A 25339-nucleotide genomic window follows, 5' to 3' on the forward strand; every position below is an offset into this window, starting at 1 on the left:
TCATTTGTAGTCATTCATTCTAGACTTTGCTGAGTGTTTTTTAGACAAATTGATGACAGTGAAATTATTTTTGATGACCCGTTGGTACTTACTGCCAGTGATCATGCTTTTTACAGGATGCGTGGCAAATCAAGCAGTGGTGAATACCGCTGAACCTGATCAAGATGAGCATTTTTTTCACTTACCAGCGTTCAAACATCCCCCTTCAGCGAATATGATCAAAGCCCGTCTGGAAACTCTGTTTAAAGAATGGAAAGGGACGCCTTACAAATGGGGAGGCAACTCCAAACGAGGCATAGACTGTTCAGCGTTTACTCAAATATCCTACAAACAAATTTTTAGCATGCACTTGCCAAGAACAACCCGTTATCAAGTCAGTTATGGCAAACGGATATCCCTCTCTGAGATAGACACAGGTGATTTAATCTTTTTCAAAACGAGAAGAGATGGATACCACGTTGGGATATACATAGATGAAAACAGCTTTGTCCATGCTTCTACGTCAAAGGGAGTGACGATATCAAAGTTAGACTCTCCTTATTGGACGAGAGCTTTCTGGCAAGTCAGACGCTACTTTTGACGCATTACCTCCTACTGTTTTCCGTATGATTTTTATTCCCCAACTCCTAATATATTGTTAAGAATCATCTCAACAACCTATTTTTTCTTACGCCTACCCTATCGATTAAATAACAACTCAACTTACACTTGCTCAGCCAAGATAATATATATGCCTGCTGACCGTTTCAGAGTTTTGGATATCAATTTGGTTTTAAACAATGTTCAGGAACGTTCTTCAGCCAATTATGATCAACACACTCCGCCCCATGTTGGGAAAGGGTCGGGAAATTTTGAGTAATCTTGGTTAAGTTCCTCATCTGTCGCGAGACAAATGTCTAGCTGACTAACGATCTCTGCTTGGTTAATTTCATCGTCACTGCCAATAAACACAATTTCCTGGCGACGGTCACCAAAAGGCTCTTCCCATTCTTTTTCGATGAATTCTCTCATATCTGGTGTCCACTCTGACTCTGGCACAGTGGAATACCATTTACCTGCAGCATCGTACTCTTTCAATTTTCCTGCTAGTTGGAAATTACCGGCATGATCCATTCGAGTGCATAACCAGAAATACCCTTTTGCCCTTATCAAACCCGGTATTGGGGTTTCCATAAAGTCTAAAATCCTCTCGGGAACAAATGGTTTCCTTGCTCGATAGACAAATGTCGTTAGGCCAAACTCGTGACTATGGCTATGAATAAGGCCGTGATCTTGGTGATCGCTTTCTTTAGATGACTCACTCTGATCTTGAGCGCTTTCCTTCTCAATCTCTTGTACCCACGTCGGGTACTCCTGAGCTTTTTCAAAGTCGAACGAATGGGTATACATAATCTCGCTGAGATCCACCTTTCCATAATTGGTATCGATAATCTTTGCCTCAGCATTAATCGCACGAATCATTTGGTGGATCTTCTCCAATTGCATGGCTTCGACCATATCAGACTTATTGACAAGAATAACGTTGGCGAATTCAAGCTGGTCGATCATCAACTGTACAACCGATGTTTGATCGTGAGTTTGTAATCTTGTTTTTCGCTCTTGAATCTCCATTTCATCAGAATGGTATTGATCGATAAAATTAAACGCGTCAACGACGGTTACCATGGTGTCTAATTGTGCGACATCTTTTAGTGATTTACCGTCATTCATAGGAAAGGTGAAGGTGGCTGCAATGGGGAGCGGCTCTGAAACGCCACTGGCTTCAATGAACAAATAATCATACTTACCCTCCAGCGCGAGTTTTGCTGTCTCTTCGAATAAGTCTCCTCGCAACGTACAGCAGAGACAGCCGTTTTCCAGTTCAACAAGCTTCTCATCCGTTTGCAGTATCTTGTCACCAATCTGTTTACCGTCAATGTTTACTGCGGCAATATCATTGACAATGATCGCGACTCTTTGCTCTCTTTTTGTCTCTATGATGTGATTAATCGTGGTTGTTTTTCCACCACCGAGAAAGCCACTCAGAACGGTTACTGGTATCTTTTTCATTCAATATATCCACAGTTTAAATTTGTGATTAGATCTTGCTTTGAGCAAGTGCCAGATATCATCGAAACTTGTTAAATCTCTGCCAGTTAATGGAAAGATCTGACAACGGGATACACTACTATATCTAGCCCTAAATGCAAACGCTTATCATTTGCAAGAAAGTAGTAAGGGAGGGGGAACGATAGAGCCTATCTGTATGTAATATGCGTTTTAACCACCAGCAGACCGGAATACGGATGCATCATATATTTGTTTGTTGGCGAAGTTTCGCCAAAAACCATCCTACACTTCGGTATAAAGCAATAATGGGATAGAGAGTAACAGTGACTGAAGAGACTACCGACCGCCGATATGATTTAGACTGGCTGCGTGTTATCGCTGTTTTCCTATTAATCGTTTATCACTGTGCCATTACGTTTCAGCCATGGGCCGCAAAAATTTCATTCATCCAAAATAGCCAGAGTGCTACCCATATTTGGACATTGATGAGCGCATTAAATGTATGGCGGATCCCACTGGTTTTTCTTATCTCTGGTTTCGCATTCGCTGCCTCTATCCGTCGTCGCTCTCCCGGTGAAATGATACGGGATAGAGCCTCCCGCATTCTCTTACCGGCCATTTTTACTACCTTGATTCTAACGCCTGTTCACTATGCGTTATTTCAAGTTGAATCAGGCTTCCCCGTCAGTTACCGCGCAGAACCCGCTCATGTTTGGTTTTTATACAATATCTTTATCTATGCCATGCTAGCTGTTATTCCTCTCAACCACGTCAAACATGAGATAACCATTCCCGCCATAATTATTCTTCTAGTGCTGCCAGCCATGTTTGTTGTTGAAGCAGCGGTTATTCAACCCGAGCGCTATGCAAACTTCTATCTGACGACACATGGTTTTGTGCTCGGACTTGCCGCATTTGTATTTGGCATTTTTTTGGCATACGCCGCTGAGTCTGTTTGGCAGTTACTGTCAAGGTGGTTTCTGGTTTTCTTGATCATCGCGACAGGCCTATATCTGGCTCGCATCTCTAGTATCGTCATGGTTTGGCCGACCGTGATAACGGCCATCGAAGCCAGTTGCTGGATTTTTGCGGTACTCGGCGTGGGGAATAGGTATTTGAATACGCCCTCTGGCTTACTCTCTCTTCTCGGCCAAAGTGTCTACCCTGTTTATCTGGTGCATATGATCTTCATGTATGCGGTAAACACCCAGTTGATCACTCTGGCGCTGTCTCCTGAGATAAAATTCTGCCTGCTGGTTGTTATGACAGTATTTTTGAGCTTTGGCGCCTTCTTGGTTCTACGCCCTATCCCTTTTGTAAAAACACTATTCGGTATGAAATGACTACCCTTTGCCGCGGGTGTAGATAGATAAAATAGGCATTTTACTTTTGCCAAAATTAACGGATAGGGTTATCTCTTCACGCGCGTCCATCACCTTGCGGAAACTATGAGGGTACCTTACCGTTTGATCGGCCATCACCGCCATGATATGACCTTCCTCAAAAACATGCCTGATGCTGTCAGTGTTTTTCACTTTTAACAGCGCAAATCGCTGACCACATTCGTTACTCATGAGAGTGCCAGTAACGATTTTAAAGTAACTGGTAAGAGGCTGATCCCAACTGTCTGAGGGAAAGGGAGCAAGATTTTGTAATTGTCCGTCCATTGTGACTTTTTCTTGATCACAATCTGCCGCCGAGGCAACTGAAAAAAAGCTGGCTGCCGATATACACATCAACAAGGTGAGTACTTTGTTCAATAATTGTCGTTTATTTTTCATCGCTTTCTCACGGAAATGTATCAATAAAAGAACGCTGTTTTTATCATATTGGTAACCTCGCCTCAAGCATCATAACAACAGAGTCAATGATCAGGATGAATTTTAAAAGACCATTACAAAATGCGACCAGCGACAGTCTTTATATTACATCTTATTATTCGCTTTGATTAAAATCATAAAGTTAACTATTTCATACATAGATAAGAACCGTTCCTATACAACAGGCGCACAGAGTGAAAGCAGAGATTGAAAGTTCTAAGACGATTTTAAAAACACTGACAGCTGATGATACGAATGATTTGATGAATATCTATGGCGATCCGGACACTATGGAGTTTGGCTCAGACCCGGTATTTACCTCACAAGATATGGTCGAACAATTGTTAAAGAGTATCGCTGACTTTGAGAAAAATGGCTTCTCTTACGAATGGGGTATTGTTGAAAAAGAAACGCAACGTGTCATCGGCACTTGCGGTCTTCATAGCTTTACCCCATGCAGAACGCGTTGCGAGGTGGGCTGTTTATTAAACTCTGACTACTGGCGTTTGGGCTACATGTCTGATGCTCTAACTGCCTTGTTTTCACATGCAGCATCTATTGATATTACTGAACTGGTCGCTGATATCGATAGTAAAAACACACGATCAATTGGCCTTTTTACGAAACTTGGTTTTATCCGCCAACCCAGTAGCTATCTGTATATTCTGCCACTTCGCCACGCAATGAGGGATAAATAGTCTCCAACCACCAGTGTGACTTCACGCTTTCACATCCATTGCCCAACACATTATTGATTCAACGTATAAAGACCTTGTCGTTAGCTGTTTGTAGATACACATCTAACGTCAGCGTTTTCTGATATCTGCTCTCCGCCGCATTTGTGAAAGCCCGCATTTTACCCTTCAGTTGAGAGGCGTTACTGTCGGAAGTGACAGAGTATCGCTCAAAGATAACTGTATAAAAAAGAACAAAGAGGTAAGTTGGCGATGAATAACGTTAAAAAACAAATTCTCGATAAAGAACTGGCACTCCATACCTTCAAAGTCAGAAGCGACCGCAAGGCGTTAAAGAACCTACTCACAGATGATTTTCGAGAAATTGGTGCCTCTGGCGCATACTTTGGCATGTCTGAAGTCCTTGAGCGACTTCCAACAGAACAGAATTTTGAATGTCATACACAGGATCTTTCATTCCGACCTATCACATTGGATGTCATTCAAGTTGTTTACCGGGCATTCATCAAATCAAATACATCGGAGGAAGAAGCCTACTCTTATCGCACTTCCATATGGCGAAAAGAGGGAGACAACTGGAGAATGTGTTTTCATCAGGGCACCAAAGTCGCCCCTTTTGAGCTGTCATCACAGACTAACTGTTAATTCAGCCAGGGATTAAAAAGATGAAGAGTGTTGAATCACGCTCAATGGTTAGCACACACCACCAGCATCAAATAGTGAGAGACTTAAAGCGTCAGCCTTTTTGGCTGACGCTTATTATTATTGTAACTGGAATCGTGTCAGCAATTGCTACCTGCTACATTTTTGACATTGATATGATCCCATTTTTGCTCATTGTAATGAGTGGTTTGCTGGTCGGCCTTGGAATTGAAAAAATAGTGACGAGACAAATACGTCAGTGGTCTCTCAGTATGTTGAACAAGCAAGAAGAAGTAGTGCTGTCTACCCAAAAATCCGAGACAAGAAATTAACTTACTCCCTATTCAAACATAAGGCTCTTTTCCCTTTTAAATGCTTCGCTAGGCTGAACGAACCAATAAGACGGGTGACTGTCAGCCGCTTCTTCATACTCAGCTTCTCAAGTGTATAAACCAGAAAATTTGCCTACGCTCCTCTTGCTTGACTCTTTCAGTCACGGTTTGAAACACATCAGCAACCTTCTCATTTTCACAAGGATTATTCATGTTATTTCACCCTACTATCTGATTTATTGACAGTTTCAACTATATTAAATCTATCTGAATCTGACTCGTAATAAGTTGAAATGAAATATGAAGCATTTGGCCCTGCTATTTGTTCTTATTTTTACCTCCTCCTTGTCAGCCGAGCCAATGGCAAAAGACAAACAACTTCATTTCGGTTTCTCCTTCGCATCAACAGTTCTGGCGAGCCTGCTGTGCCAAGATATGTTCCAGCACCTAGATTCAGTAGAGCAAAATGCGTGCGGTGCGATGGCGACGTTTGGTGCCGGTTTAGCAAAAGAAGTGGTTGACTCTTATAAGGAAAAAAATATTTTTAGTGCTGACGATATCGTGGCTAATATGCATGGAATTGTAGTCGGCTCCTTGGCATATCAAAGCTTCTCTTATTCATCCAAAGCTGCCGTATCCTTTTCTTCAACGACAGCAGGCAATATGTATTGTGACTATGTAAGAGAGGGAGAATATACCCTCTCAATTAATGCTTGTGGTTTGATATCCGGTTTGAGTGCTATGGCTCTCACACATGCTGTCTCATCTGATCGTGACCAAAACATCAAAGATGGCCTTATTGGAATTGTTGCAGCCAGCATTAGCTATAAATTGAGCGATGCCTACATATCGGGATGGTTTGATGGACGTCAGGCAGGAATAAAATTCGCCGCGCACTTTTGATGTAAGCCAAGCCTCAATCCTAATAAAAAATACTTTCCATAAGCTACGAACCCTAAAAAACTCACCCCCTCCACATCACAAAACCTCTCAAAGACGCGGAATGTTTATCACTTGTAGTGCGCCGCAAAACCTCTAAAAATCATAGGGCTAAATCAGGATAAATCACACTCCGGACAATAAAACTTTCTTATTTCACAACGTAAATGCTATCCAAACAGTGATTCTACGTGTCATCCACCAAAGATGTATTTTCAGCAACATAAAAAGTATCCAGCAAATGAAGATCACCCTACTCGACGATTATCAAAACGTGGTGAAAGACATAAAGAGTTTTCAACTACTGAAAGAACACGATGTACAAATAATTCATCAACCTGATCTTGAGCATCATGTGTTGGTTGAGAAGCTTAAAGACACTGAAGTTCTCGTTCTCATTCGAGAACGGACAAAAATCACTGAATCGCTCCTTGCAGTACTGCCTAACCTACGACTTATCAGCCAAACAGGCAAAGTTAGCCATCATATTGATCCAGTTCTTTGTCGTAAATATGGTGTCGATGTGGCTGAAGGCATTGGATCTCCGATTGCGCCATCAGAACTGTGCTGGGCGTTAATTATGGCGGCATCTCGTCAAATACCGAATTATATGGCGCACTTTTCAAACGGGAAATGGCAGCAGTCAGGCCACCCCAAACTGGGAAGAACATTACATGGCCTCACTCTGGGCATTTGGGGATATGGGAAAATAGGACAGCGTATCGCGCAATACGCGAACGCTTTCGGCATGCGAGTCATAGTATGGGGAAGTCGACGCTCCCGGAACCAAGCCTGCTCCGACGGTTTTACAGCAGCTGATAGTAAAGAGTGTTTTTTTCATGAGGCAGACATTGTTTCACTTCACCTCAGACTCAATGATGCTACCCGCCATATCGTAAAGCGTGAAGACTTGGCAGCGATGAAAAGTGATTCTCTTTTCGTCAACGTCAGCCGCTCAGAGTTGGTTGAGCCCGACGCTCTCTACCTTGAAATATCAGCTAACCCTAATAAGCAAGCCGCCTTAGATGTCTATGACAGAGAGCCTGCCAACATTGACAATGAGCCGTTGTTAACTTTGCCCAATGTTACCTGTACACCACATCTCGGTTATGTCGAAAACAACAGCTATGAACTTTACTTCGATTCAGCCTTTAAAAATGTTGTAGCGTTCGCCTCAGGTCAACCACAGAATTTGGTGAGGATCGATTAAATCAAATGGACATCTTTAAACTTGAGATTTTTTGCCAACCCAATCAGAAAGAACAAGTACTGAATACTCTCCATCAACACGGCGTCGACAGAGTGGGAAATTATGACCATTGTTGGGCCATCAGTATGGTTGAGGGCTCTCATCGAGCGCTTGATGATGCTAAACCCGTATTTGGTGCCTCTGGCTTAGTTGAAAGTTACCCCTTGGTAAAAGTCGAAATTACTATCAATCAACCTTTAATACCCCCCTGATGAGCGATTTAAAACAGCGGCTTGGATGGGAGGAGCCGATGATTAATATTTTTAAGATACATAACCACTTTTTTAAATGACTCAATTGATGATGAAGAATCTCAAAGACACGCTAACGAAATAGCAATACTCCGACCCTTTTTATCAACAAAGTTAGTGGTTAAGTGATGACAAACGATACTCAACAATCGGCGAAAAAACGTGTCAATATTATTTATATTAACGGGCCAAGTGGCTCAGGCAAAAGCACGCTTGCCTAAGCGTTGCAATCCCAATTATCTGATTATTACTTGCACATAGGTATCGACACATTTATTGATATGATGCCAGGTAAGGCAAACAACTGGCACGATACAGCGCCGGCTGACGGTTTCAGTTGGCAATCCGTCGCGCTTCCCAACGGCAAAACAGGCATGAGGGTTTATTCCGGCTCTTATGGCAAAAAAATAAATGATGCGTTTCATCTGTGCGTGAAAACGCTTCTTAATGCAGGTCACAATCTTATTATCGATGATGTGGCAGACGGCAGCCGGGAAGTCAATATCTGGCTGGATGAACTGAAAAACGACTCTGTGTTCACAGTAGGATTAGCCTGTTCTATCACGTCTCTGGAGCAACGAGAGATTGCTCGTGGTTACAGGACACTGGGCTCTTCTGTTGAACAGTACTACCGTGTTCACCACGGCGTAAAATATGACCTGATGATTGATACCGATAAATTATCCACCCAAGAGGCCGCAAAAAAGATAGTTGAAGTTTTACAAAAATACTGACGTTGCCCAAGTAATTTAACATCAGAAAAAAGCTTATTCGTGTTTTCTTAGCTTTTGTATCGGATGTTTAAGAGCCCTATGGTTTAAATAGCTTCAAAAAATATCATTGTGTTTCAGTCTACTTCGCAAATTACTTTACAAAAAGGCATGGTTTTAAAAGTTAATGTCATTATGTTCCGGCTCAAAAAAGCAGGATAATAATATGGAGGAAACCATGAATCTTGACCAACTTGCGCGAGCCATTTATCACACCGCGCATATAACAGGTGAATTCAAGTTAAGGTCTGGGGTTATTGCCGACCAGTATTTTGATAAATACCTTTTCGAGGCAAAACCAGAAATACTCCAATCAATCGCTGAACATGTCGCCTCTCTGCTCCCTGAAAAATATGACTTTCTTGCCGGTTTAGAAATGGGGGGAATTCCTGTCGCAACGGCCCTATCTCTTCATACAAAAACTAATGTGTTATTTGTTCGCAAAGAAGCCAAACAGTATGGCACATGCAAGTTAGCTGAGGGTGGTAATGTGGCTGGGAAAGAACTGGTCATTATCGAAGATGTAGTCACATCTGGGGGCGCAATCATGGACGCCGTCACCAAGCTACGGGCGCAAGGCGCGCTTATCAGCAAGGTAATTTGTGTCATTGACCGCCAGGCTGGTGGCCGCGAAAACCTCGAAAAAATGGGGCTTGAATTCACCCCACTCTTCACTAAATCTCAGCTAGAAACGGCTCTTTAAAGAAAGTTTTAATCTGAGTTTTTTGACTGCCAGGTATCGAAGGATAACCCGTAGACTGCGTGGTCGATAATACGACCATGAAGATTTTCAGCGTTTGTGATCACGCCTTCCAGCTCGAAATGCAACCGCTCTGCCACTGAGCGGCTTGCGATGTTTTCTGTTGCGGCACGAATTTCAACTTTTTCCAACTGATAGTGTTCAAAGCCCATGTGGATAATCATGGAAACAGCTCTGCTGATGATTCCCTTGCCTTGAAAGGGTTCACTGAGCCAATATCCGATAACCCCTTTTTTCAGAGCGAGAGAAATGTCGTTATAACTTACGATTCCAACCAGCTCTCCCTGATAAATGATCGCCGTTGTCATACCTTTATTTTCAGCAAAGGCTGCAAGCGAACTTTTAATGAAACCATCAAAATCCTGCTCTTTCTGACAATACTTAGGCCATGGTAACCACTGATTTAAATACTCTTGCTGCGACGATACAATTTTATATAGCTTGGCCGCGAATGAAGGCTGAACCAGCGCCAATGAAATCTCGTTATCAATATCTATAGTAAACATACTTCTCCTACTGCTATCCATGGCGATGTCTACTTACGCTACCACTGATAAATAAGGAGAAAAACCTTCTATAAATAATAAGTTCGATGAGAGCCGCAATTATCATGATCGAGTTAATTATCAATGGCAAAGCGGAATAAAATAATGCTGATAATTATAAATTGGAGAGTATATGGAAGTCTTGTCAGGCGGCAGAGAAAGATCGATTTACAGAGACAATCAGACTGTTATCCGACCAGCAAAGCCTTGGTCGAACACAATACATGCCTTACTGACCCATTTGCATTTGCAGGAGTTTACTCAATGTCCGCATGTCATTGCCCTTACTCCTACAGAAGAGCAACTTAGCTATGTTGAAGGCGATACCTTTGACTATCCGCTAAATGGTCATATAGCCTCTACTGAAGCACTGATATCTGCGGCCAAGCTGTTAAGAAACTTACATGATGCATCCATTGGATTTTTAAAACAGGTAGAAAAACCAGTATGGATGCTACCAGCACGTGAACCAACTGAAGTCATTTGTCACGGAGACTTTGCACCTTATAACGTAGCACTTGATAAAACATCGGTGAGTGGTGTGTTTGATTTTGATACTGCACATCCGGGTCCCCGTATTTGGGATCTGGCGTATTCCGTGTATTGTTGGGCGCCATTTAAAACGCATGAATATGATTCAATGGGAACCCTTGAACAGCAAATAGAACGGGCAAAGATTTTTCTTGATGCTTACGACGCTTCTAAGGAGCATCGCCATACACTGGTTGAATTCATGATCATTAGACTCGAAAGTCTGATAGCGTTTATGGTGAGTGAGGCAGAGTCCGGTGATCGGCAATTCGATGCGGATTTATCGACAGGCCACGGAATCGCCTATCAGAACGACATCACTTATCTCAGGCAACATAACCAAATCATCACCTCAGGTATTACTTAACCAGCCTATAAGTTTGATTAAAAATAAAAGCCATCGAAACAGCACTATGATGGCTTTTCCTCAGGATCTCATTCCATGGTAATGAACACAGTCACTGGCTCATTAATCGGCTATATTCGCTGACCTCGCCTTCATTGACAGTACTTTTATCTCGCACAATCCAACACCTTACGACATCACTATTTAATATTCATCCATGAAGGCTTTCGCCAATGCATTGAGGCTTACTTCACGGGTTTTAAACCTCTGGGTAACTGGTGAGACATTTTCCTCAAACGCAAACCGTACTTTTTCAGCACCATCCATCCCCTTAACAAACAGAATGGGTAATTTTATTGGTGATATAGAGCTGCATCTTCTTTGTCCTTTTATTCTTTCACGTCACCCAATAATTTTGACTATTCGGCTTTTTACACATATCGCTAATGAATGATTTCAATATGCACCATTGAAAATTCAAATAAGACAAAACATTTAATGTAACACTATAAATTAGAGTAAGAAAAACAATACATTACAGAAAATCACTATAGTCATAAGAGAACAAAATCAATCGCTTAGATAAATAAATAAGGACAAGAATGGAACTGAGTGTTGCCTGCATTCACCTACTATCTAGGTGCATGCAAACACAAGGAATTCCTATGTAGAGAAAAATAAAAATTCAACAAGGTCGGATATTTTCCTCTTTAGGGAGAAAAGCCTAAAACACTTTGCCAATCCGTATAACACTCAAAACGGAACATTAGCAATGATGCTGTCAACTTTCTGTATTTTGCAGAGGAGACGCTATGGTAAAGCCAGTCTATCTCAAGTTTAATGCGATAGTCTGTGAGAAAGTTGGTTATTCGCCACCAGAAAAGTTCACTACTCCAGAATGGATGGGAGGCTACACAACGATCCCCCCTCTAAAGCCTCTACCTCAACAACGAGGACCGGGTACCGGGGAATATAACACAGGCATCAACTATAACTCAGGAAACAGAGTTACAAAACTTGGTGATGAATATCATGGTAACTACAAGACCAAATCTTCACCACTCAAATCTCCACCACCCCAGGAACAAGTTCCTGTTGTTCTTGAAAATAGTGGAGGTACATACACTTCAAAACAGGAGTCATTTAAACGGCAGTATCAGCAAACTGCTAATCAATGGGATTCAAAAACTGCATATAAAGAATACAAGGATGAAATGCAGAAGCTTGAGGTGCTGAAACAACGAAAAGAAATGTACCAAAACACTCTTAAGGAATTGGGCTACCAAGGACGCATGGAGGATATGAAAAATTCAGAGATGCAGGCTGTACTGCAAAATCTGACTATTCTTCGAGATATCCATGTAGAAACCAAAATAAAAGTTGAGGTATTGGAGAACAAATTCGGATTCAGCCCCCCATCATCGTGGAGTTTTGAATGATTATGGGATTTTTTCGCCGCTGACTTGATGTTGCATTCTGTGACCCGGTCTGATTATGGCCGGGTCACCCTTCCGCTTAGCGGAATCACCTGCATGTCAATGTGTACTACATCAATTGACACAGGGCTGATCAATGCGTCACATACTATTCCCGGATTACAGACAACAAGGCGTCAGTCAGTGACAGAAAATTATCATCAAACCGATCACACAATCAAAACGACAACGTTGCTAACAGTATCAGAATAACCCGAACCATACCCGCAACATCCTAATAGACAGGAACAATACTGCCATGTTCAAAATCACAAAAGCTATAGCGGAGAGATGATATAAACCGCGCTTGGCCTTCGTCTTTATTTTTTGCCAGAGGGACATCCTCGGGTTAACTGGCTCGGGTATCGCAGCAAAACCACTCAAAAAGACGTAGATGTTCAAAGACCAGATACCTACTAGGAAACTCGGAATCAAAAATTGATCATGATTGATGCTGAACAGCCCAAAAATTGACGCGGAGAAGATCACAACACTAAGTAGAAGCAACAAAAGAGCCACTGGTACAAACCATTGCATTTTTTCAGCTAAAAAACCGAGTTTTTTCAGCATGTATTGAATCCTTATTTTCTCTAGACATTATGGGCGAGACAAAGTCATTGCTGCAAAAGTTACGGTGGTTAGCTTTCCCTTCTGAGCGAAAAATACTTTGGCCTATCACGATACAACGTTTTTCATTATTGAGAAACTTTACTGTGGTAAAAGGTATTTTTTTAACCATGTATTCGTAATTATATCGACAAAGCTGCTTAATTAACGGAGATACAAATGCATTTTGATGAAAATTACTTCAGCTGAAAATTAACGCCTTGAGCAGGATGTGAGTGAATTTAGCTGAATACCGCATCGTCAGATGGCTTTGGTACATACGATGATATTTCGTTTTTAATGCTGAAATAATATACATGTTCCACCAAGTATATATCGGTATATATTACTTATTTACTGGGCATTAAGTAATATATATTTGGTCATTATTATTATACTTAAAAATATTAATTTATACCTTTAGAATAATAATCAATTATTTACCTTTTTAAGAAATAAATAACATTTGATCGCCCAGTCCATCTCTTTTATTGTTAAGTGAAACAAAATAAAAGAGAAAGATAATGAATTTATTTATAGATATAAGGTTCAATGCAATACTTTGTATATTATTTACCAGTTTTATATTAACGAGTATTCCTAATACGGCTAATGCGGGCTATATTATTTTTGGGGGATGTAATCAAGGGCCTAAACCAGGGTCCAAACCAGAGCCTATTGAGGACACATCGACATTACCTTCCGCCAAAAATGGCTGTTCTTTTGATAATAATGCCCCGGCTTTCAAAAGGTATTCTGACAGTAATTCGCAGAATCAATGGAGCTTTTGGATCGGGCAAGAGTATCTTGTGAATAACAATGTCGGACTACCGATATACAACTGGTCACCAGATGGTCAAATAAGTGTCATCAAAGACACGCAATCTAACAAAATGATCAACTTTATCCCGGGCTCAAAGAGTTATCGAACAAGCGGTTCGGGAGGCTTGCCTGAAAATCAAACATCTTTATCTCCTGCAAATCATGTTGTTGGTGGTAAATACCCAGATACGCAGGAAAAATATAATGATGGTGGAGAGTGGCTGATGTCTGTGTTTGATGTCGGCAATGGTGATGGTCGTTTAATCGGCTTTGGTCACGCTGAAGATCATTATCGAGGACAAGGTGGACCTAAACCTTCGGTATCTGGGGGCCCACCAATGGCGTATAAAACTTTTAGCGTTTTGTGCAGTAATGACTGGGGCAATACGTGGGGTCAGAGTGAGATAATCGTATCCGATGGGACGAAGCCATCCAAACCTGAGTGGCGTGGTATAGGAGATGGCGCTGTTGTATGGGACTTTAAGAATAGTCGTTGGGTAGCGATTTTAATGAATAAACTTGATAATGGCAGAGCGGCGTTAACTGCGGCAGCAAGTTACGATAAATCAGCAAAGCCTTCTTCTTGGAAAAAATGGGATGGTTCGAATTTTGGTGCAGACCCGGTGAATGACCGAGCAGTCCATTTACAATACTCAAAAAATGGTCGCGTTGAATATTTTAACGGCGCCAACCCATCAGTGACATGGAATACCAAAATACAGAAATGGCTGATGGTATATCATAAATGGGATGGCGATATTATGATATCAGCGGCTGATAACCTGCCTTATTTTGAAAAGCCTATAGTGCTTTTCAAGAAGGGTGAAGGAGACCATGGTCGCTGGTACCCAACTGTCATTAATAACAATGTTGGGACAGTGGTTTCGCGTGAATGGAATAATCTGTATTTCAGAAAGTGGCTGCAACAGAATAGCGCGGGCGAGTCTTCATTTATGGGCGTTCGTATTCGAATCTGCCAGGGTACTTACTGTACTGAATAATACGTCCTTAACCACCGAAACACGCAGTTAGTCCTCAATGGAGAGCCTTTAAATGGCGCTTTATTACTTTTACTCGTAAATAAGTAGATATCTCACTTCATTCTTTATCTGCATGAAAAACGGTTTCATTACGATATTTTGCATGTTCCTTTTCTGAGCCTTATTTCTGTCTATCGCATTTTCTCTCATGGTGAAACCATAAAAGATGAGTTACTCAGGAACTTATTAGTCCGATCTATGGTACAAAAAATGGACGAAGTGAGTATCTTCATCAGACACTCTAAAGCCCAGTGAAGAGTAAAAATCTAATGCATCGCTGTTGGTTTTAAAACATGAGAACGTAAGTGACCAGCCGAGAGTAACCGATCGCTCTACAAGATCATCCATGACTGCCATGCCGATACCACGGCGCTGAAAACTTGATTTTATGATGATGAAATGCAAACACAGTTTCTTCTCAGTTTCCTCAATACAGGTGTAGCCTGCTTGCTGTCCATCGACGACTATCCATTTAAACCATTCCAGTTTCAGGCATGACGTAAACCCCCTGTGCTGAAAAGTCTCATCCCAGCCAAGGGAGCTATCTATGACAGGCAGCATTGTCTCTTTAAATATTGGATATAAACTCTCACCATCACGTTTAGTCACAGATACGTACTCTATCTTCAACTGTTTTCTCCAGTTCTTGTTCCGAGTAAACCTTTTTATTCAATGCAATACCAAAACGCTCAATGCGGATCAGATTGCTCAGACAAATAGGATACTCAATCAAGAGCGAAACAAAACGGCGGGAAATACGAAATATAGGAAGATGCGAGGCAAATCGATATCGCATCAGAGATGAAGTGTCTATGTATCTGGCAATCCATGATGCATAAACGAGACTACACAACTATCGTTTATTTAGAAATATAATCTCGGGTATGGTGATCAGCGTTTATATTATTAATATATCACTCAATCGTTAATAATCTTACCCTTAAAAAAAGGTAGAAAACGAACAGTCATTTAAAACAAAAATTTCTCATTTAAACATTCAAAATCAAGTAATAAAAATAATGTCGTATTAAAATAAATTTTGTTCTATTTAAGCAGTATGATTTTGAAATGAAATCCTGTTCATAACAAATTGTATGAAAGTAACTTTTCTATAATAAACAGCATCTTGAATGAATACCGCAAATGAAACTAAATATAAAGATGACTCTCATTTGTTATACACCTTAATATACAACATAAACGAAATAGATCACATAAATTATAAGCAAATGGTTTTACACCTGAATAATATGCTTTATAAGTGAGAAAGGACTGACTTTAATATATGATTTAGTTTCTTTATCAGTGCTATATTTACGCCGTCATTTTAAAATCTTACGAGAAATAGTCATCGAGAATTAATACTCAAAGCAACATTTATCAAGCAATTAAACAAATAATCCTAATTAATGATGAACATAACTACCTTGTCAGGGAAGTATTGAAAGGTAGGCATTGTGTGTTAACTGAAAGGTAAGCAAAAATGCACGAACACAAATTCAACTCAAAATTTAAACTGTCATTACTGGTAATGACAGGCATTTTTTCACTCGCAGGCTGTACGTCTACTGCTAATACACAGGCCAAGCTAGACGAGATTAAGCAGAAAGAAGACCAACTGCAAAGCCGGGAAGCATCGTTGGCAAAACGCGAAGCAGAAGTTGCGAGTCAGGTGGCTGCTATTAGCGCACAATCTCAGGCCGCAGATTCAAGTAAGGGCGCAAACGACGAAGAGTTACTTCCGCCAAATGCATCAGCTGGTGAATGTTACGCTCGAATCTGGGTTGAGCCGAAGTACAAAAAAGTAGAGAAGCAAGTTCTTGTTAAGAGCGAGAGCGAAATTCTAGAAACAATTCCCGCTAGTTATCAAACCGTGCAGGAAAAAGTACTCGTTTCTGATGCTGCTTCGAAGATCGTCCCAACCGCTGCTGTTTATGAAACCCGTCCTGAAAAACTACTTATTAGTGAAGCTAGCAGAAGTTGGCACGTTGAACCTCGCGCAAGTGCCGCTCCAGCATCGGATGCCGTTATAGCTACCGCGAAAAGATATGGCATTAATATCGACGATGCTAAACCTAATGTGTGTTACCACGAGCATTACTTAGCTGCGAAATATGAAACAGTTAATGATCAGGTACTCGTTAGTGAAGCCAGTGAGACAATCACACCTGTACCCGCCCAATATCGTACCGTTGAGAAGCGTATTTTAGTTAAAGAGGCGTCCACGCGTGTTGAGACTGTCCCAGCCGTATATGAAAGGGTCTCGGAACAAGTCATTGATAAGCCTGCTCACCAGGTTTGGAAGAAAGGTACAGGGGCAATTCAGAAAATTGATGAATCAACAGGCGAGATAATGTGTCTTGTTGACGTACCCGCAACATATCGTACTGTATATAAGCAAGTGCTGAAGACTCCGGCAACAACAAAAACTGTCAACATCCCAGCGGTTTACAAGACAGTGAAAGTTCAGGAATTAGCAACTCCGGCCAGTGAGTCACGCACTACAGTCCCTGCAAAATATGCCACTGTCTCCAAGAAAAAACTGGTTGAAGACGGCCAGTATGTCTGGCATGAAGTCCACGACAAAAGCCTGCCGAAATCAACGCGTACTGGTAACAAGATTTGCTTAGTGGAACAACCTGCACAATATAAAACCGTTCAGAAGCGCGTATTGGTCAAACCAGCAGGCTTTGAAACAGTTGCAATACCTGCACAGTTCACAACCGTCAACGTTCAAAAACTGGTTAAAGAAGCTGATGTGAAGAGAACGGTTATCCCGGCTCAGTACAAAACCGTTCAACAAGATGAGATCGTTGCCAAAGGCTTTATGGAATGGCGTTCTATTCTCTGTGAAACTAATATGACGCGAAGCCGTATTGGTGACATCCAGCGTGCACTGAAGACCAAGGGTTACAACCCGGGTAATATTGATGGCGTTATTGGACGCGACACTATGTCAGCGGTAAATGCTTTCCAAAAAGATAACAGCCTGCCTGTTGACAAGTACTTAAACATTGCAACAGTCAAAGCACTGGGCGTTTCACCTAAGTAAACTAGCTATTACACAAACATACGCAAAAAGCCCCGAAAGGGGCTTTTTTTCGTCAATCTTCTGATGTGTTTTTATGCCACATCGTCAATCAGCATACATGCATCAATAAGTCGCTTGGTATAATCCATTTCCGGTGCGTCGAAGATCTTTTCCGGCGTTCCCTGCTCTACGACTTCCCCATGCTGCATAACAATTACATGGTCAGAAATAGCCCGAACAACGGAGAGATCATGGCTAATGAAAAGATACGTTATATTTCGTTTTTTCTGAATATCCTGCAAGAGTTCGAGCACGGTAAGTTGCACTGAGCGATCCAGCGCTGAGGTTGGCTCATCCAGTAGGATAAATTTAGGCTCCAGAATCAGGGCACGAGCAATAGCAATACGTTGACGCTGACCGCCAGAAAATTCATGTGGGTAACGGTTAACACTGGTTGGGTCAAGACGCACTTCCGCAAGGGCTTTCCTCGCTCTCTCCATTCTCTCTTTCTTATTCAGATTAGTGAAAACTGTCAGAGGTTCAGTGATGATCTCACTGATAGTCATTCTTGGAGAAAGCGAACCATAGGGGTCTTGAAACACCATCTGCATGTCGCGCTTTAAATCAAATCGCGCTTGCTTATCCAATTTCTCAATGTTCTCGCCATTAAAGAAAACAGACCCAGAATACGGCAACATCTGCATGATTGCCCGCCCAAGGGTCGATTTGCCTGAACCGGATTCACCAACAATGCCCACTGTCTGTCCCTGCTTGATACGCAGACTGATACCTTTTACCGCATCAACGAAATCAGTTGGGCGGCCAAAGAAATCTTTATTTAAGACATAACGAACCTTAGCATCATCAACGATTAGGAGATCATCTTTCTCTTCTCGACTACGAGGTTGTGGCTTGGGTTCAGCATCCAACAGCATCTTAGTGTAATCGTGTTTAGGATGGTCAAACACCTCTGAAACTGTGCCTGTTTCGACCTTTTCACCTTTACACATTACAACGACATCGTCAGCAAAATGCCTTACTACACCCAGGTCGTGAGTAATGAACAGGATCGCCATACCCATTTCGGCTTGAATATCTTTAATGAGGCGGAGTACTTCAGCCTGAACAGTCACGTCCAATGCCGTCGTTGGTTCATCGGCAATCAAAATATCCGGTTTATTTGCCAATGCCATGGCAATCATAATCCTTTGCAGCTGACCACCCGAAAACTCATGTGGATATTTATCAATTCGTTTCTCTGGCTCAGGAAGCTGCACTTTATTGAATAGAGCCAGAGTTTCTTTCATCGCGTCACTCTTAGACACTTTGCGATGAAGGCAAATCGCTTCAGCAACTTGTTCGCCAACTTTCATGAAAGGGTTAAGGGATGTCATCGGTTCCTGAAAAATCATTGCGATTCGGTCACCACGGAGGGCACGCAGTTCTTTTTCCGGCATAGACATGACTTCTTGCCCCTGAAACCGAATAACACTTTCATCAGGTAGACGAGCGTTAGGCGGCAACAGCCCCATTACTGCACTTGAAGATACAGACTTACCAGAGCCCGACTCCCCGACCAGTGCCAGTGTCTGTCCTTTTTCAAGAGTGAAGGACAAGCCTTTCACTGCATCAACGTCGCCGGAGTCCATTTTAAATGTTACCGACAAGTCTTTTACTTCCAGAAGTGGGTGCTCTTGGCGCATTTTTAATTATCCTTTTGAAATGCAATTGATAACGATTATCGTTACAAAGTTGAGAAATGCAATCAAATCTTGATGGGACAAATAGACTTTGAAATACAGATCTCAGCCTGACTGGATGTGCGGTATTCCAGTCCACACGATAAAAAAGACCAATGATGACTTTAATCAACTGGCCCGTCAGTCAGGACATTATGTTGTGGCAAATAGACTGCCATCAAAATTAAGCAATACAGAATACTATATGGTTAATACAGTTTTTAATAGACAATTACAAGTAATCCATCACCATTTCACAGAGGTCATCACCACTAGAATATGTTCTAAAGCCGGCCCTTTCGTATAGTTTTACTGCCGGGTTTTCCGGAAACACACGTAACCACACCTTTTCGCAGTGATTATCCAAGGCATATTGACGGGCGAAATCAAGACAGGCAGTGCCTATACCCCTGCCCTGAGAGTTTGTTTCAATCTGTAAATCACGAAGTCGGCAATCTTGGTCGTCAATACAAAATCGTACAACGCCAACACGCGTTTGGTCGCACCAGACTTCAAAATTGTCAAAGTCCTTCCAGCTTTGTTCAAATAGTTGGTCATCCCACTCTATCTTCCTTTTTTGGTAGTAGATAACCATATTTTCTTGGGTAATGTTTCTTGCATAGTTTTTGTCGGTTGACGGGATGATTTTTACATGTGACATATGTTTTGAGGTTTCCTTGTAGAGAAAAAGCATACGTCTACTATATCCACCAAAGCTTCATAAAGAAGCAGTCAAATGAGTTTTCTGGAGTCGTGTTGCAAAGTGTCGTCGTTAAAAATCGGACTGGCGAAAAAGAAATACCGGCAAATCTCAGTGGCTGGAAAACCGCATTTTTTAATGATAAAAAGAGCCCGAGGTGACAGTGGTTGCATATAGAAAAATGGGGAGCAGAACCACCAATTTCACGCCGGTGTAATGCCGGAACTTCGGGCGAAAGGTTGGCGGGTGATTTCACCCGCAGTTGGCGGTCGCTAATACTATTTAAATGATAAAACGAATAAATAGAAGGTGTAGCTTTATGCGATTGACTTAACGTAAATTAAGCCTTGAAATGGCTAGCTGATATAAATATACCTTTTATTTACTAGGGCCGTTGAGGGTAAAAGGCAAAAGCTTCAGGAAAAGATATTTTTGAAACCCTAATAACCTTATAAATTTAAATGCTTTTTATAAATATACAGAAATTAATCCCTTATTAATTCAAAAACAACCATCAAAATAATGCCTAAAATATTAGACAATATTATTTTGGTCTCATAGTAGAAAATATAAGTAAGGCGATAAATTCACTCGAAAATGCAGGCCTAAGTTTTTAATGTCCAAAAATAACAGCACGGGCTTGTGCTGCCATATATAGAAATTGGGAAACTTAATGACCTGTTGCAGGAAACCAATGACGGGTTCGGTTTGCGAAATATACCAGCGACAACATAACAGGAACCTCTACCAAAACGCCCACTACAGTTGCCAATGCTGCCCCTGAGTTCAATCCAAACAATGAAATCGCGACTGCAACAGCCAGTTCAAAAAAATTTGATGTTCCTATCATGCTGGCAGGAGCAGCAATATTGTGGGGGAGATTCGCTTTCTTTGCTGCCCAGTAGGCGATAGCAAATATGCCGTAAGTTTGTATGAGAAGCGGGATAGCAATCATAGCTATCGTTGTTGGTTGTTGCAAAATGGTGTTGGCCTGAAAACCAAATAACAACACTACTGTGCCGAGCAAACCAATTATTGACCATGGTTTACATCTGGCCATAAATACTGGCATCGATGTATCGCCACGTTTAACTAACGCTAGTCTGGTAAACACACCTGCCAAAAGTGGCAATATAACGTAAAGAGACACAGAAAGCAGAAGGGTTTGCCATGGAACTTGTATATCACTGACGCCCAACAAAAATGCAGTGATTGGTGCAAAAGCAAAAACCATTATCACATCGTTTAGTGAAACCTGAACCAAGGTGTAATTAGGGTCTCCTTTCGTCATTTGGCTCCATACAAAAACCATTGCCGTACACGGCGCAACACCAAGGAGAATCATACCAGCAATGTATTCTTTAGCTGATGCCGGGTCGACCCACTCAACAAATAACACTTGGAAAAACAACCATCCCAACAAGGCCATGGAGAAAGGTTTGATCAACCAATTTATCACTACTGTTAACACTAACCCTTTTGGTTTACTTCCAACCTCTTTTAGCGATGAGAAGTCGATCTGAACCATCATGGGATAAATCATGATCCAAATAAGTACTGCAACAACCAGATTGACCTGAAATATTTCAGCACTCGCGATCGTTGCAAATACACCCGGAATTAAACTGCCTGCAATAACACCGACAGCAATAGACAATGCTACCCATAAAGAAAGGTACCGCTCAAACATCCCCATTTACATTTCCTTTGATTTTTAGATTTGAAAATACGATTAACAACAGCCAGTCGAACCAGACTGATTTTTAATCTCGTCTAGGCGGATAACGGCTCTCTCAATCACCGCATCATTATTTTTTAGCGTCTCATTGAGTACATTCAGACACCACTTCTCCAGCTCAGGATTAATCTGATAAAACACCCACTGGCCTTGCTTGCGACCAACAAGAAGGCCACATTTACGTAACTGAGCTAGGTGACGCGAAATTTTCGGTTGACTGAGAGCAAGGCCAGTAATGAGGTCACAAACACACAACTCTCCTCTCTCTTTTATCAGTAATATCAAAGAAAGGCGGGTTTCATCTGCAAGACACTTAAAAAAAGACAACGGGCACATCGCAGTTCCTGACTGACTAATCATATATGGAAAATCATATATGTTTTTTAGCGTTTTTAATAGTCAGGATATCTACCAAAATGATGAGATTTCTAAATGCGTTGAACAGTTAACAATGGTTGACATTGATAATATATAAACACCCCAATAAGAGAGACAGGTCGAATTTATGATTTATTCTCGGTGTTCAATGGTTACCTCTTAACATTTAATTGAGATGCTGCAGAACACGATAATGAGGAGTGAAAAGACATGGCAACAATTCTTATGATCACGGGCGACTTTGTCGAAGACTATGAAAATATGGTTCCTTTTCAAGCATTAATGGCTATGGGGCATCAGGTTGATGCAGTCTGTCCAGGAAAATCTGCAGGTGAAAACATCGCTACTGCAATACACGATTTTGAGGGTGATCAGACCTATACAGAGAAAAGAGGTCATAACTTTACTCTCAATGCTAATTTCGACTCGGTTGAAGCAGAAGATTATGACGCGCTATACATACCCGGAGGACGCTCACCCGAATATTTGCGGTTAAATACGCAGGTAATTGGGCTCATTCAAAACTTTTTTGCCGCAGGTAAACCTATCGCATCTATATGTCATGGTGTTCAGCTTCTGACGGCAGCTGGCGTAATTGAGGGTAAAAAAGTATCCGCTTACCCGGCTTGTCAGCCTGAAGTAGAAGCAGCAGGTGCAGAATTCGTGCATATTGAAATGGATCAGGCTATCACTGATAGCAACTTAGTCACGGCGCCGGCGTGGCCTGCTCACCCCGCAATGCTCAGCCAGTTTGTGAAGCTTTTCAAATAAAAATCAGCTTACTGGATAACGTTTGGTTGAGGCATAAACCTGCAGTATTGGACTTTATGCCTTAACCAAACAGAGAAACACTACTGTTACGTCAACAAATGTCTTTAGCACTTACCAGCAATGTCGTAAAGAACCCTTATCGACATTGCTAAAAGCCTACTCCATTAATGCATCAGTAATACTCACCGTGACGGTAATCCCAAGATTGGAAACTTGATGAAAGGTTAATCAGGATTGAATCAATATCCAGTCCCTTTCTTATGAGCACAGGTGCGGGAGTGATTGAACGCTGATTTTTCTGTTCAGGCACTAAGGTACCGTCTGCGTCAACCATCGAAACCATGACTCCCTGCTCGTAACGCGTTTCGACGGTCTTGTCAGGTTGAATGGATGAAACAAAATCATTAGCTTCAATAATGAGGTCCGCTGCTGCTTCAATTCTATCGCCAATGTACTCAACTTGGCCTCGATTGCCCTTACCAGAGGGGTTTGCAGAGCTTGCAAACGTTAACATACCGCGTTCCCAGTTATGTGCGACAATCTGTTCAGATGGCTTTCCGAATTTGATAACAAAACAGCTGGTGTTTCTCGGATCAGTCACCAGTTGTCTAACATTCGGATCCAGCTGCTCAAGTGCCTCTTTTCTCCACGGTACAATACAACCCATCAAGATATCTTGATCCCAATGCAACTGATAAAATGATTCAACCTCTTCATTTAATTCAGCTAATTCTTTCAGTTGCTCCATAGAACCACACAACACCACAGCGGGCTTGTTCAACTTGCGTTGCTTAGCATCAAATTTGCGTTTCAAACCTTCTTCGTTCGACGCCATTATGATGTAACCAACTTTGGTTGGGCTTACTATCATTTTCCCATCAGCAAGCGAATCTGCTGCCTGCTCGACCAATACTCCATCCCAAGAAAACTTTTCCGTCATGCCCTCACCACATTTCATTTAATAACACGATTGTTAATGATAATCATTATCATGGGGTTGTATGTTAGTCCAGTAAGGTCAGTCATGAAATGAGTTTTTCTGTTCTTTATCTCAGGATAATGAGAAGTGAGTATCTTTTTCTCACATTGGTTGCACATGGTTAATTTAAACGCAGCCGGAGCTGGGGCAAGTAAACTTTTGCGAGTATGAACGTCGATACAATGAATATTTGAGAACATTCATATTTTAAAATATTACAGAAGGTGTAAAGATAACAACTTGAGCACCTTGTTCAGAAATCATGAGATAAATAAACACGAAATTAATCATTCCGACAATGGAATCTAAAGAGTTAAAATTAATAGTTATTTATATTGCAATATCGATATAAAAATTAAAAACAACATCAATTATAATCGCCCATTAAATAAGTCACTTGTGAAACTAACATATACATATAGTAAAGAACATAGTCTCCCATTACACTTCATTTTTCCGTGCCTATGATCATATTTTACCGACCACCATCTTGAATGAACGATGAGTAAGTATTTATTCGAATTTCCGTACATATCGCCAATTTATATGGGCTTAATTATTAGTTTCTCATACAAGCATCTTCAAAACGAAAGTTGATAACGTCAAATACTGAAAAATAACCTCAAATATAAAACACTTGGATTAAAATTAATAATGGAGATTTAACTATCACCTTTTTCAATTTGATATCCGGGTAACAGTATGTCAGATATTCATATTTCATCTCTTGAAAGCATCAGTGTTGACGGTTTTAATCTGAAAATAATTGGGCAGGATGGTAAACCTGTTCTCATCGAGGATGGCTTACTATTACTTGCAAAAGGTACCCTCACTCTTAATCACAAAGGTGAAACGGTTCCACTCTATCAGGTCCTTGACTTGGCCGGGCTCAATGCGCAGATATTATCGGAATTTATAAATCTCGGAAATCTGTTCAACACAGAGAATGGAGAGTCTCTCTTTCAGCTTATTGCCTCTCTGAGACAAAAGCGATTAGACGCTCTGCTGGAACTTCAAGAGATCGAGGGAGAAATTAATTATGCCCAGAATAGCGAAATTAATATCAAACAACTGAGAGAGTTAAATGAAATAAAGTCTGAAATACAACGCCTTGATACCGATATCCACAAT

Annotated in this window: 27 protein-coding genes; 16 read left to right on the forward strand and 11 right to left on the reverse strand. The window is 41.3% G+C overall.

The features are described 5' to 3' along the window. Positions 1 to 52: 52 nt before the first annotated feature. Positions 53 to 580: a C40 family peptidase gene (locus A8L45_RS13775; protein ID WP_245680725.1), complete on the forward strand. Its 528-nt coding sequence runs from the start codon at positions 53 to 55 to the stop codon at positions 578 to 580. A 230-nt stretch (positions 581 to 810) separates the two neighbouring features. Here A8L45_RS13775 and A8L45_RS13780 read toward each other — a convergent pair whose 3' ends face one another. Further along, the gene (locus A8L45_RS13780; protein ID WP_068903240.1) at positions 811 to 2049 is read right to left on the reverse strand and encodes a GTP-binding protein; all 1239 of its coding nucleotides are present in this window, start codon (positions 2047 to 2049) and stop codon (positions 811 to 813) included. 323 nt (positions 2050 to 2372) lie between these two features. Between A8L45_RS13780 and A8L45_RS13785 the strand changes: the two genes are divergently transcribed. Then, positions 2373 to 3392, forward strand: a complete 1020-nt coding sequence (locus A8L45_RS13785) for an acyltransferase family protein (protein WP_068903242.1) — start codon at positions 2373 to 2375, stop codon at positions 3390 to 3392. Here the strand turns inward: A8L45_RS13785 and A8L45_RS13790 are convergent, their stop codons facing one another. Beyond that, a complete protein-coding gene (locus A8L45_RS13790; RefSeq protein ID WP_068903244.1) occupies positions 3393 to 3830 on the reverse strand; it encodes a hypothetical protein in 438 nt (145 codons plus the stop codon). A 233-nt stretch (positions 3831 to 4063) separates the two neighbouring features. Here A8L45_RS13790 and A8L45_RS13795 point away from each other — a divergent pair, with 233 nt between their 5' ends. The 8 genes from A8L45_RS13795 (at position 4064) to pyrE (ending at position 9450) form a co-directional block, all read left to right on the forward strand. Further along, positions 4064 to 4567, forward strand: coding sequence for a GNAT family N-acetyltransferase (locus A8L45_RS13795; protein ID WP_083228342.1), 504 nt, complete (start codon positions 4064 to 4066; stop codon positions 4565 to 4567). Between the two features lie 249 nt (positions 4568 to 4816). Next, positions 4817 to 5209, forward strand: a complete 393-nt coding sequence (locus tag A8L45_RS13800; RefSeq protein ID WP_068903249.1) for a nuclear transport factor 2 family protein — start codon at positions 4817 to 4819, stop codon at positions 5207 to 5209. 20 nt (positions 5210 to 5229) lie between these two features. Then, complete coding sequence (locus A8L45_RS13805) at positions 5230 to 5538, forward strand: hypothetical protein (RefSeq protein ID WP_068903250.1); 309 nt, start codon at positions 5230 to 5232, stop codon at positions 5536 to 5538. Between the two features lie 360 nt (positions 5539 to 5898). Continuing rightward, complete coding sequence (locus tag A8L45_RS13810; RefSeq protein WP_175401989.1) at positions 5899 to 6441, forward strand: hypothetical protein; 543 nt, start codon at positions 5899 to 5901, stop codon at positions 6439 to 6441. A gap of 277 nt (positions 6442 to 6718) precedes the next feature. After that, the gene (locus A8L45_RS13815; protein WP_068903254.1) at positions 6719 to 7687 is read left to right on the forward strand and encodes a D-2-hydroxyacid dehydrogenase family protein; all 969 of its coding nucleotides are present in this window, start codon (positions 6719 to 6721) and stop codon (positions 7685 to 7687) included. Between the two features lie 5 nt (positions 7688 to 7692). After that, on the forward strand, positions 7693 to 7938 hold the full coding sequence (locus A8L45_RS13820; protein WP_245680726.1) for a YqfO family protein: 246 nt from the start codon (positions 7693 to 7695) through the stop codon (positions 7936 to 7938). Positions 7939 to 8201: 263 nt separating this feature from the next. Continuing rightward, the gene (locus tag A8L45_RS13825) at positions 8202 to 8711 is read left to right on the forward strand and encodes a phosphotransferase-like protein (RefSeq protein WP_083228343.1); all 510 of its coding nucleotides are present in this window, start codon (positions 8202 to 8204) and stop codon (positions 8709 to 8711) included. 202 nt (positions 8712 to 8913) lie between these two features. After that, positions 8914 to 9450, forward strand: a complete 537-nt coding sequence (gene pyrE, locus A8L45_RS13830) for an orotate phosphoribosyltransferase (RefSeq protein WP_245680728.1) — start codon at positions 8914 to 8916, stop codon at positions 9448 to 9450. Between the two features lie 8 nt (positions 9451 to 9458). Here pyrE and A8L45_RS13835 read toward each other — a convergent pair whose 3' ends face one another. Further along, the gene (locus A8L45_RS13835) at positions 9459 to 10013 is read right to left on the reverse strand and encodes a GNAT family N-acetyltransferase (RefSeq protein WP_068903258.1); all 555 of its coding nucleotides are present in this window, start codon (positions 10011 to 10013) and stop codon (positions 9459 to 9461) included. A gap of 172 nt (positions 10014 to 10185) precedes the next feature. Between A8L45_RS13835 and A8L45_RS13840 the strand changes: the two genes are divergently transcribed. Beyond that, the gene (locus A8L45_RS13840) at positions 10186 to 10950 is read left to right on the forward strand and encodes a phosphotransferase enzyme family protein (protein ID WP_068903260.1); all 765 of its coding nucleotides are present in this window, start codon (positions 10186 to 10188) and stop codon (positions 10948 to 10950) included. 183 nt (positions 10951 to 11133) lie between these two features. On the opposite strand, the gene A8L45_RS25520 is transcribed toward A8L45_RS13840, so the two are convergent. Continuing rightward, positions 11134 to 11256: a hypothetical protein gene (locus tag A8L45_RS25520; protein ID WP_281181521.1), complete on the reverse strand. Its 123-nt coding sequence runs from the start codon at positions 11254 to 11256 to the stop codon at positions 11134 to 11136. Positions 11257 to 11741: 485 nt separating this feature from the next. On the opposite strand from A8L45_RS25520, the gene A8L45_RS13845 reads away from it, so the two are divergent. Further along, a complete protein-coding gene (locus A8L45_RS13845; protein WP_068903263.1) occupies positions 11742 to 12368 on the forward strand; it encodes a hypothetical protein in 627 nt (208 codons plus the stop codon). 240 nt (positions 12369 to 12608) lie between these two features. Here A8L45_RS13845 and A8L45_RS13850 read toward each other — a convergent pair whose 3' ends face one another. Next, a complete protein-coding gene (locus A8L45_RS13850; protein ID WP_068903264.1) occupies positions 12609 to 12974 on the reverse strand; it encodes a hypothetical protein in 366 nt (121 codons plus the stop codon). A 560-nt stretch (positions 12975 to 13534) separates the two neighbouring features. Between A8L45_RS13850 and A8L45_RS13855 the strand changes: the two genes are divergently transcribed. Further along, positions 13535 to 14833, forward strand: a complete 1299-nt coding sequence (locus tag A8L45_RS13855) for a hypothetical protein (protein ID WP_068903266.1) — start codon at positions 13535 to 13537, stop codon at positions 14831 to 14833. Between the two features lie 225 nt (positions 14834 to 15058). Here A8L45_RS13855 and A8L45_RS13860 read toward each other — a convergent pair whose 3' ends face one another. Beyond that, complete coding sequence (locus tag A8L45_RS13860; protein ID WP_139122384.1) at positions 15059 to 15502, reverse strand: GNAT family N-acetyltransferase; 444 nt, start codon at positions 15500 to 15502, stop codon at positions 15059 to 15061. 853 nt (positions 15503 to 16355) lie between these two features. On the opposite strand from A8L45_RS13860, the gene A8L45_RS13870 reads away from it, so the two are divergent. Further along, positions 16356 to 17924, forward strand: coding sequence for a peptidoglycan-binding domain-containing protein (locus tag A8L45_RS13870; protein ID WP_217492161.1), 1569 nt, complete (start codon positions 16356 to 16358; stop codon positions 17922 to 17924). Between the two features lie 71 nt (positions 17925 to 17995). On the opposite strand, the gene A8L45_RS13875 is transcribed toward A8L45_RS13870, so the two are convergent. The 4 genes from A8L45_RS13875 to A8L45_RS13890 form a co-directional block, all read right to left on the reverse strand. Further along, positions 17996 to 19606, reverse strand: coding sequence for an ABC transporter ATP-binding protein (locus A8L45_RS13875; protein ID WP_068903270.1), 1611 nt, complete (start codon positions 19604 to 19606; stop codon positions 17996 to 17998). Between the two features lie 268 nt (positions 19607 to 19874). Continuing rightward, the gene (locus A8L45_RS13880; RefSeq protein WP_068903273.1) at positions 19875 to 20303 is read right to left on the reverse strand and encodes a GNAT family N-acetyltransferase; all 429 of its coding nucleotides are present in this window, start codon (positions 20301 to 20303) and stop codon (positions 19875 to 19877) included. A gap of 709 nt (positions 20304 to 21012) precedes the next feature. After that, positions 21013 to 22038: an ACR3 family arsenite efflux transporter gene (arsB, locus tag A8L45_RS13885; RefSeq protein WP_068903275.1), complete on the reverse strand. Its 1026-nt coding sequence runs from the start codon at positions 22036 to 22038 to the stop codon at positions 21013 to 21015. Between the two features lie 36 nt (positions 22039 to 22074). After that, entirely contained in the window at positions 22075 to 22416 is a 342-nt protein-coding gene (locus A8L45_RS13890; RefSeq protein ID WP_068903277.1) for a metalloregulator ArsR/SmtB family transcription factor, read from the reverse strand. A 252-nt stretch (positions 22417 to 22668) separates the two neighbouring features. Here A8L45_RS13890 and A8L45_RS13895 point away from each other — a divergent pair, with 252 nt between their 5' ends. Further along, entirely contained in the window at positions 22669 to 23229 is a 561-nt protein-coding gene (locus A8L45_RS13895; protein ID WP_068903278.1) for a DJ-1/PfpI family protein, read from the forward strand. Between the two features lie 172 nt (positions 23230 to 23401). On the opposite strand, the gene A8L45_RS13900 is transcribed toward A8L45_RS13895, so the two are convergent. Further along, positions 23402 to 24169 (reverse strand): L-threonylcarbamoyladenylate synthase, encoded by a 768-nt coding sequence (locus tag A8L45_RS13900; RefSeq protein WP_068903288.1) that lies wholly within the window; start codon positions 24167 to 24169, stop codon positions 23402 to 23404. Between the two features lie 741 nt (positions 24170 to 24910). Here A8L45_RS13900 and A8L45_RS13905 point away from each other — a divergent pair. Continuing rightward, on the forward strand, positions 24911 to 25339 hold a 429-nt coding region (locus A8L45_RS13905; protein ID WP_139122385.1), incomplete at its 3' end, for a hypothetical protein.

It is taken from the genome of Veronia pacifica (genome assembly GCF_001707825.1).
In the GTDB taxonomy this organism is placed as follows: Bacteria; Pseudomonadota; Gammaproteobacteria; order Enterobacterales; family Vibrionaceae; genus Veronia; species Veronia pacifica.

Excerpts from the sequence above, each read along its gene's own strand:
- A8L45_RS13840 (WP_068903260.1), top strand. The coding sequence starts at position 10,186 with ATGGAAGTCTTGTCAGGCGGCAGAGAAAGATCGATTTACAGAGACAAT.
- A8L45_RS13835 (WP_068903258.1), bottom strand. The coding sequence starts at position 10,013 with ATGTTTACTATAGATATTGATAACGAGATTTCATTGGCGCTGGTTCAG.
- A8L45_RS13845 (WP_068903263.1), top strand. The coding sequence starts at position 11,742 with ATGGTAAAGCCAGTCTATCTCAAGTTTAATGCGATAGTCTGTGAGAAA.
- A8L45_RS13900 (WP_068903288.1), bottom strand. The coding sequence starts at position 24,169 with ATGACGGAAAAGTTTTCTTGGGATGGAGTATTGGTCGAGCAGGCAGCA.
- A8L45_RS13875 (WP_068903270.1), bottom strand. The coding sequence starts at position 19,606 with ATGCGCCAAGAGCACCCACTTCTGGAAGTAAAAGACTTGTCGGTAACA.
- A8L45_RS13820 (WP_245680726.1), top strand. The coding sequence starts at position 7,693 with ATGGACATCTTTAAACTTGAGATTTTTTGCCAACCCAATCAGAAAGAA.
- A8L45_RS13880 (WP_068903273.1), bottom strand. The coding sequence starts at position 20,303 with ATGTCACATGTAAAAATCATCCCGTCAACCGACAAAAACTATGCAAGA.
- A8L45_RS13850 (WP_068903264.1), bottom strand. The coding sequence starts at position 12,974 with ATGCTGAAAAAACTCGGTTTTTTAGCTGAAAAAATGCAATGGTTTGTA.
- A8L45_RS13805 (WP_068903250.1), top strand. The coding sequence starts at position 5,230 with ATGAAGAGTGTTGAATCACGCTCAATGGTTAGCACACACCACCAGCAT.
- A8L45_RS13780 (WP_068903240.1), bottom strand. The coding sequence starts at position 2,049 with ATGAAAAAGATACCAGTAACCGTTCTGAGTGGCTTTCTCGGTGGTGGA.
- A8L45_RS13815 (WP_068903254.1), top strand. The coding sequence starts at position 6,719 with ATGAAGATCACCCTACTCGACGATTATCAAAACGTGGTGAAAGACATA.
- A8L45_RS13895 (WP_068903278.1), top strand. The coding sequence starts at position 22,669 with ATGGCAACAATTCTTATGATCACGGGCGACTTTGTCGAAGACTATGAA.
- A8L45_RS13870 (WP_217492161.1), top strand. The coding sequence starts at position 16,356 with ATGCACGAACACAAATTCAACTCAAAATTTAAACTGTCATTACTGGTA.
- A8L45_RS13775 (WP_245680725.1), top strand. The coding sequence starts at position 53 with ATGACAGTGAAATTATTTTTGATGACCCGTTGGTACTTACTGCCAGTG.
- pyrE (WP_245680728.1), top strand. The coding sequence starts at position 8,914 with ATGGAGGAAACCATGAATCTTGACCAACTTGCGCGAGCCATTTATCAC.
- A8L45_RS13790 (WP_068903244.1), bottom strand. The coding sequence starts at position 3,830 with ATGAAAAATAAACGACAATTATTGAACAAAGTACTCACCTTGTTGATG.
- A8L45_RS13855 (WP_068903266.1), top strand. The coding sequence starts at position 13,535 with ATGAATTTATTTATAGATATAAGGTTCAATGCAATACTTTGTATATTA.
- A8L45_RS13890 (WP_068903277.1), bottom strand. The coding sequence starts at position 22,416 with ATGTGCCCGTTGTCTTTTTTTAAGTGTCTTGCAGATGAAACCCGCCTT.
- A8L45_RS13810 (WP_175401989.1), top strand. The coding sequence starts at position 5,899 with ATGGCAAAAGACAAACAACTTCATTTCGGTTTCTCCTTCGCATCAACA.
- arsB (WP_068903275.1), bottom strand. The coding sequence starts at position 22,038 with ATGGGGATGTTTGAGCGGTACCTTTCTTTATGGGTAGCATTGTCTATT.
- A8L45_RS25520 (WP_281181521.1), bottom strand. The coding sequence starts at position 11,256 with ATGGATGGTGCTGAAAAAGTACGGTTTGCGTTTGAGGAAAATGTCTCA.
- A8L45_RS13800 (WP_068903249.1), top strand. The coding sequence starts at position 4,817 with ATGAATAACGTTAAAAAACAAATTCTCGATAAAGAACTGGCACTCCAT.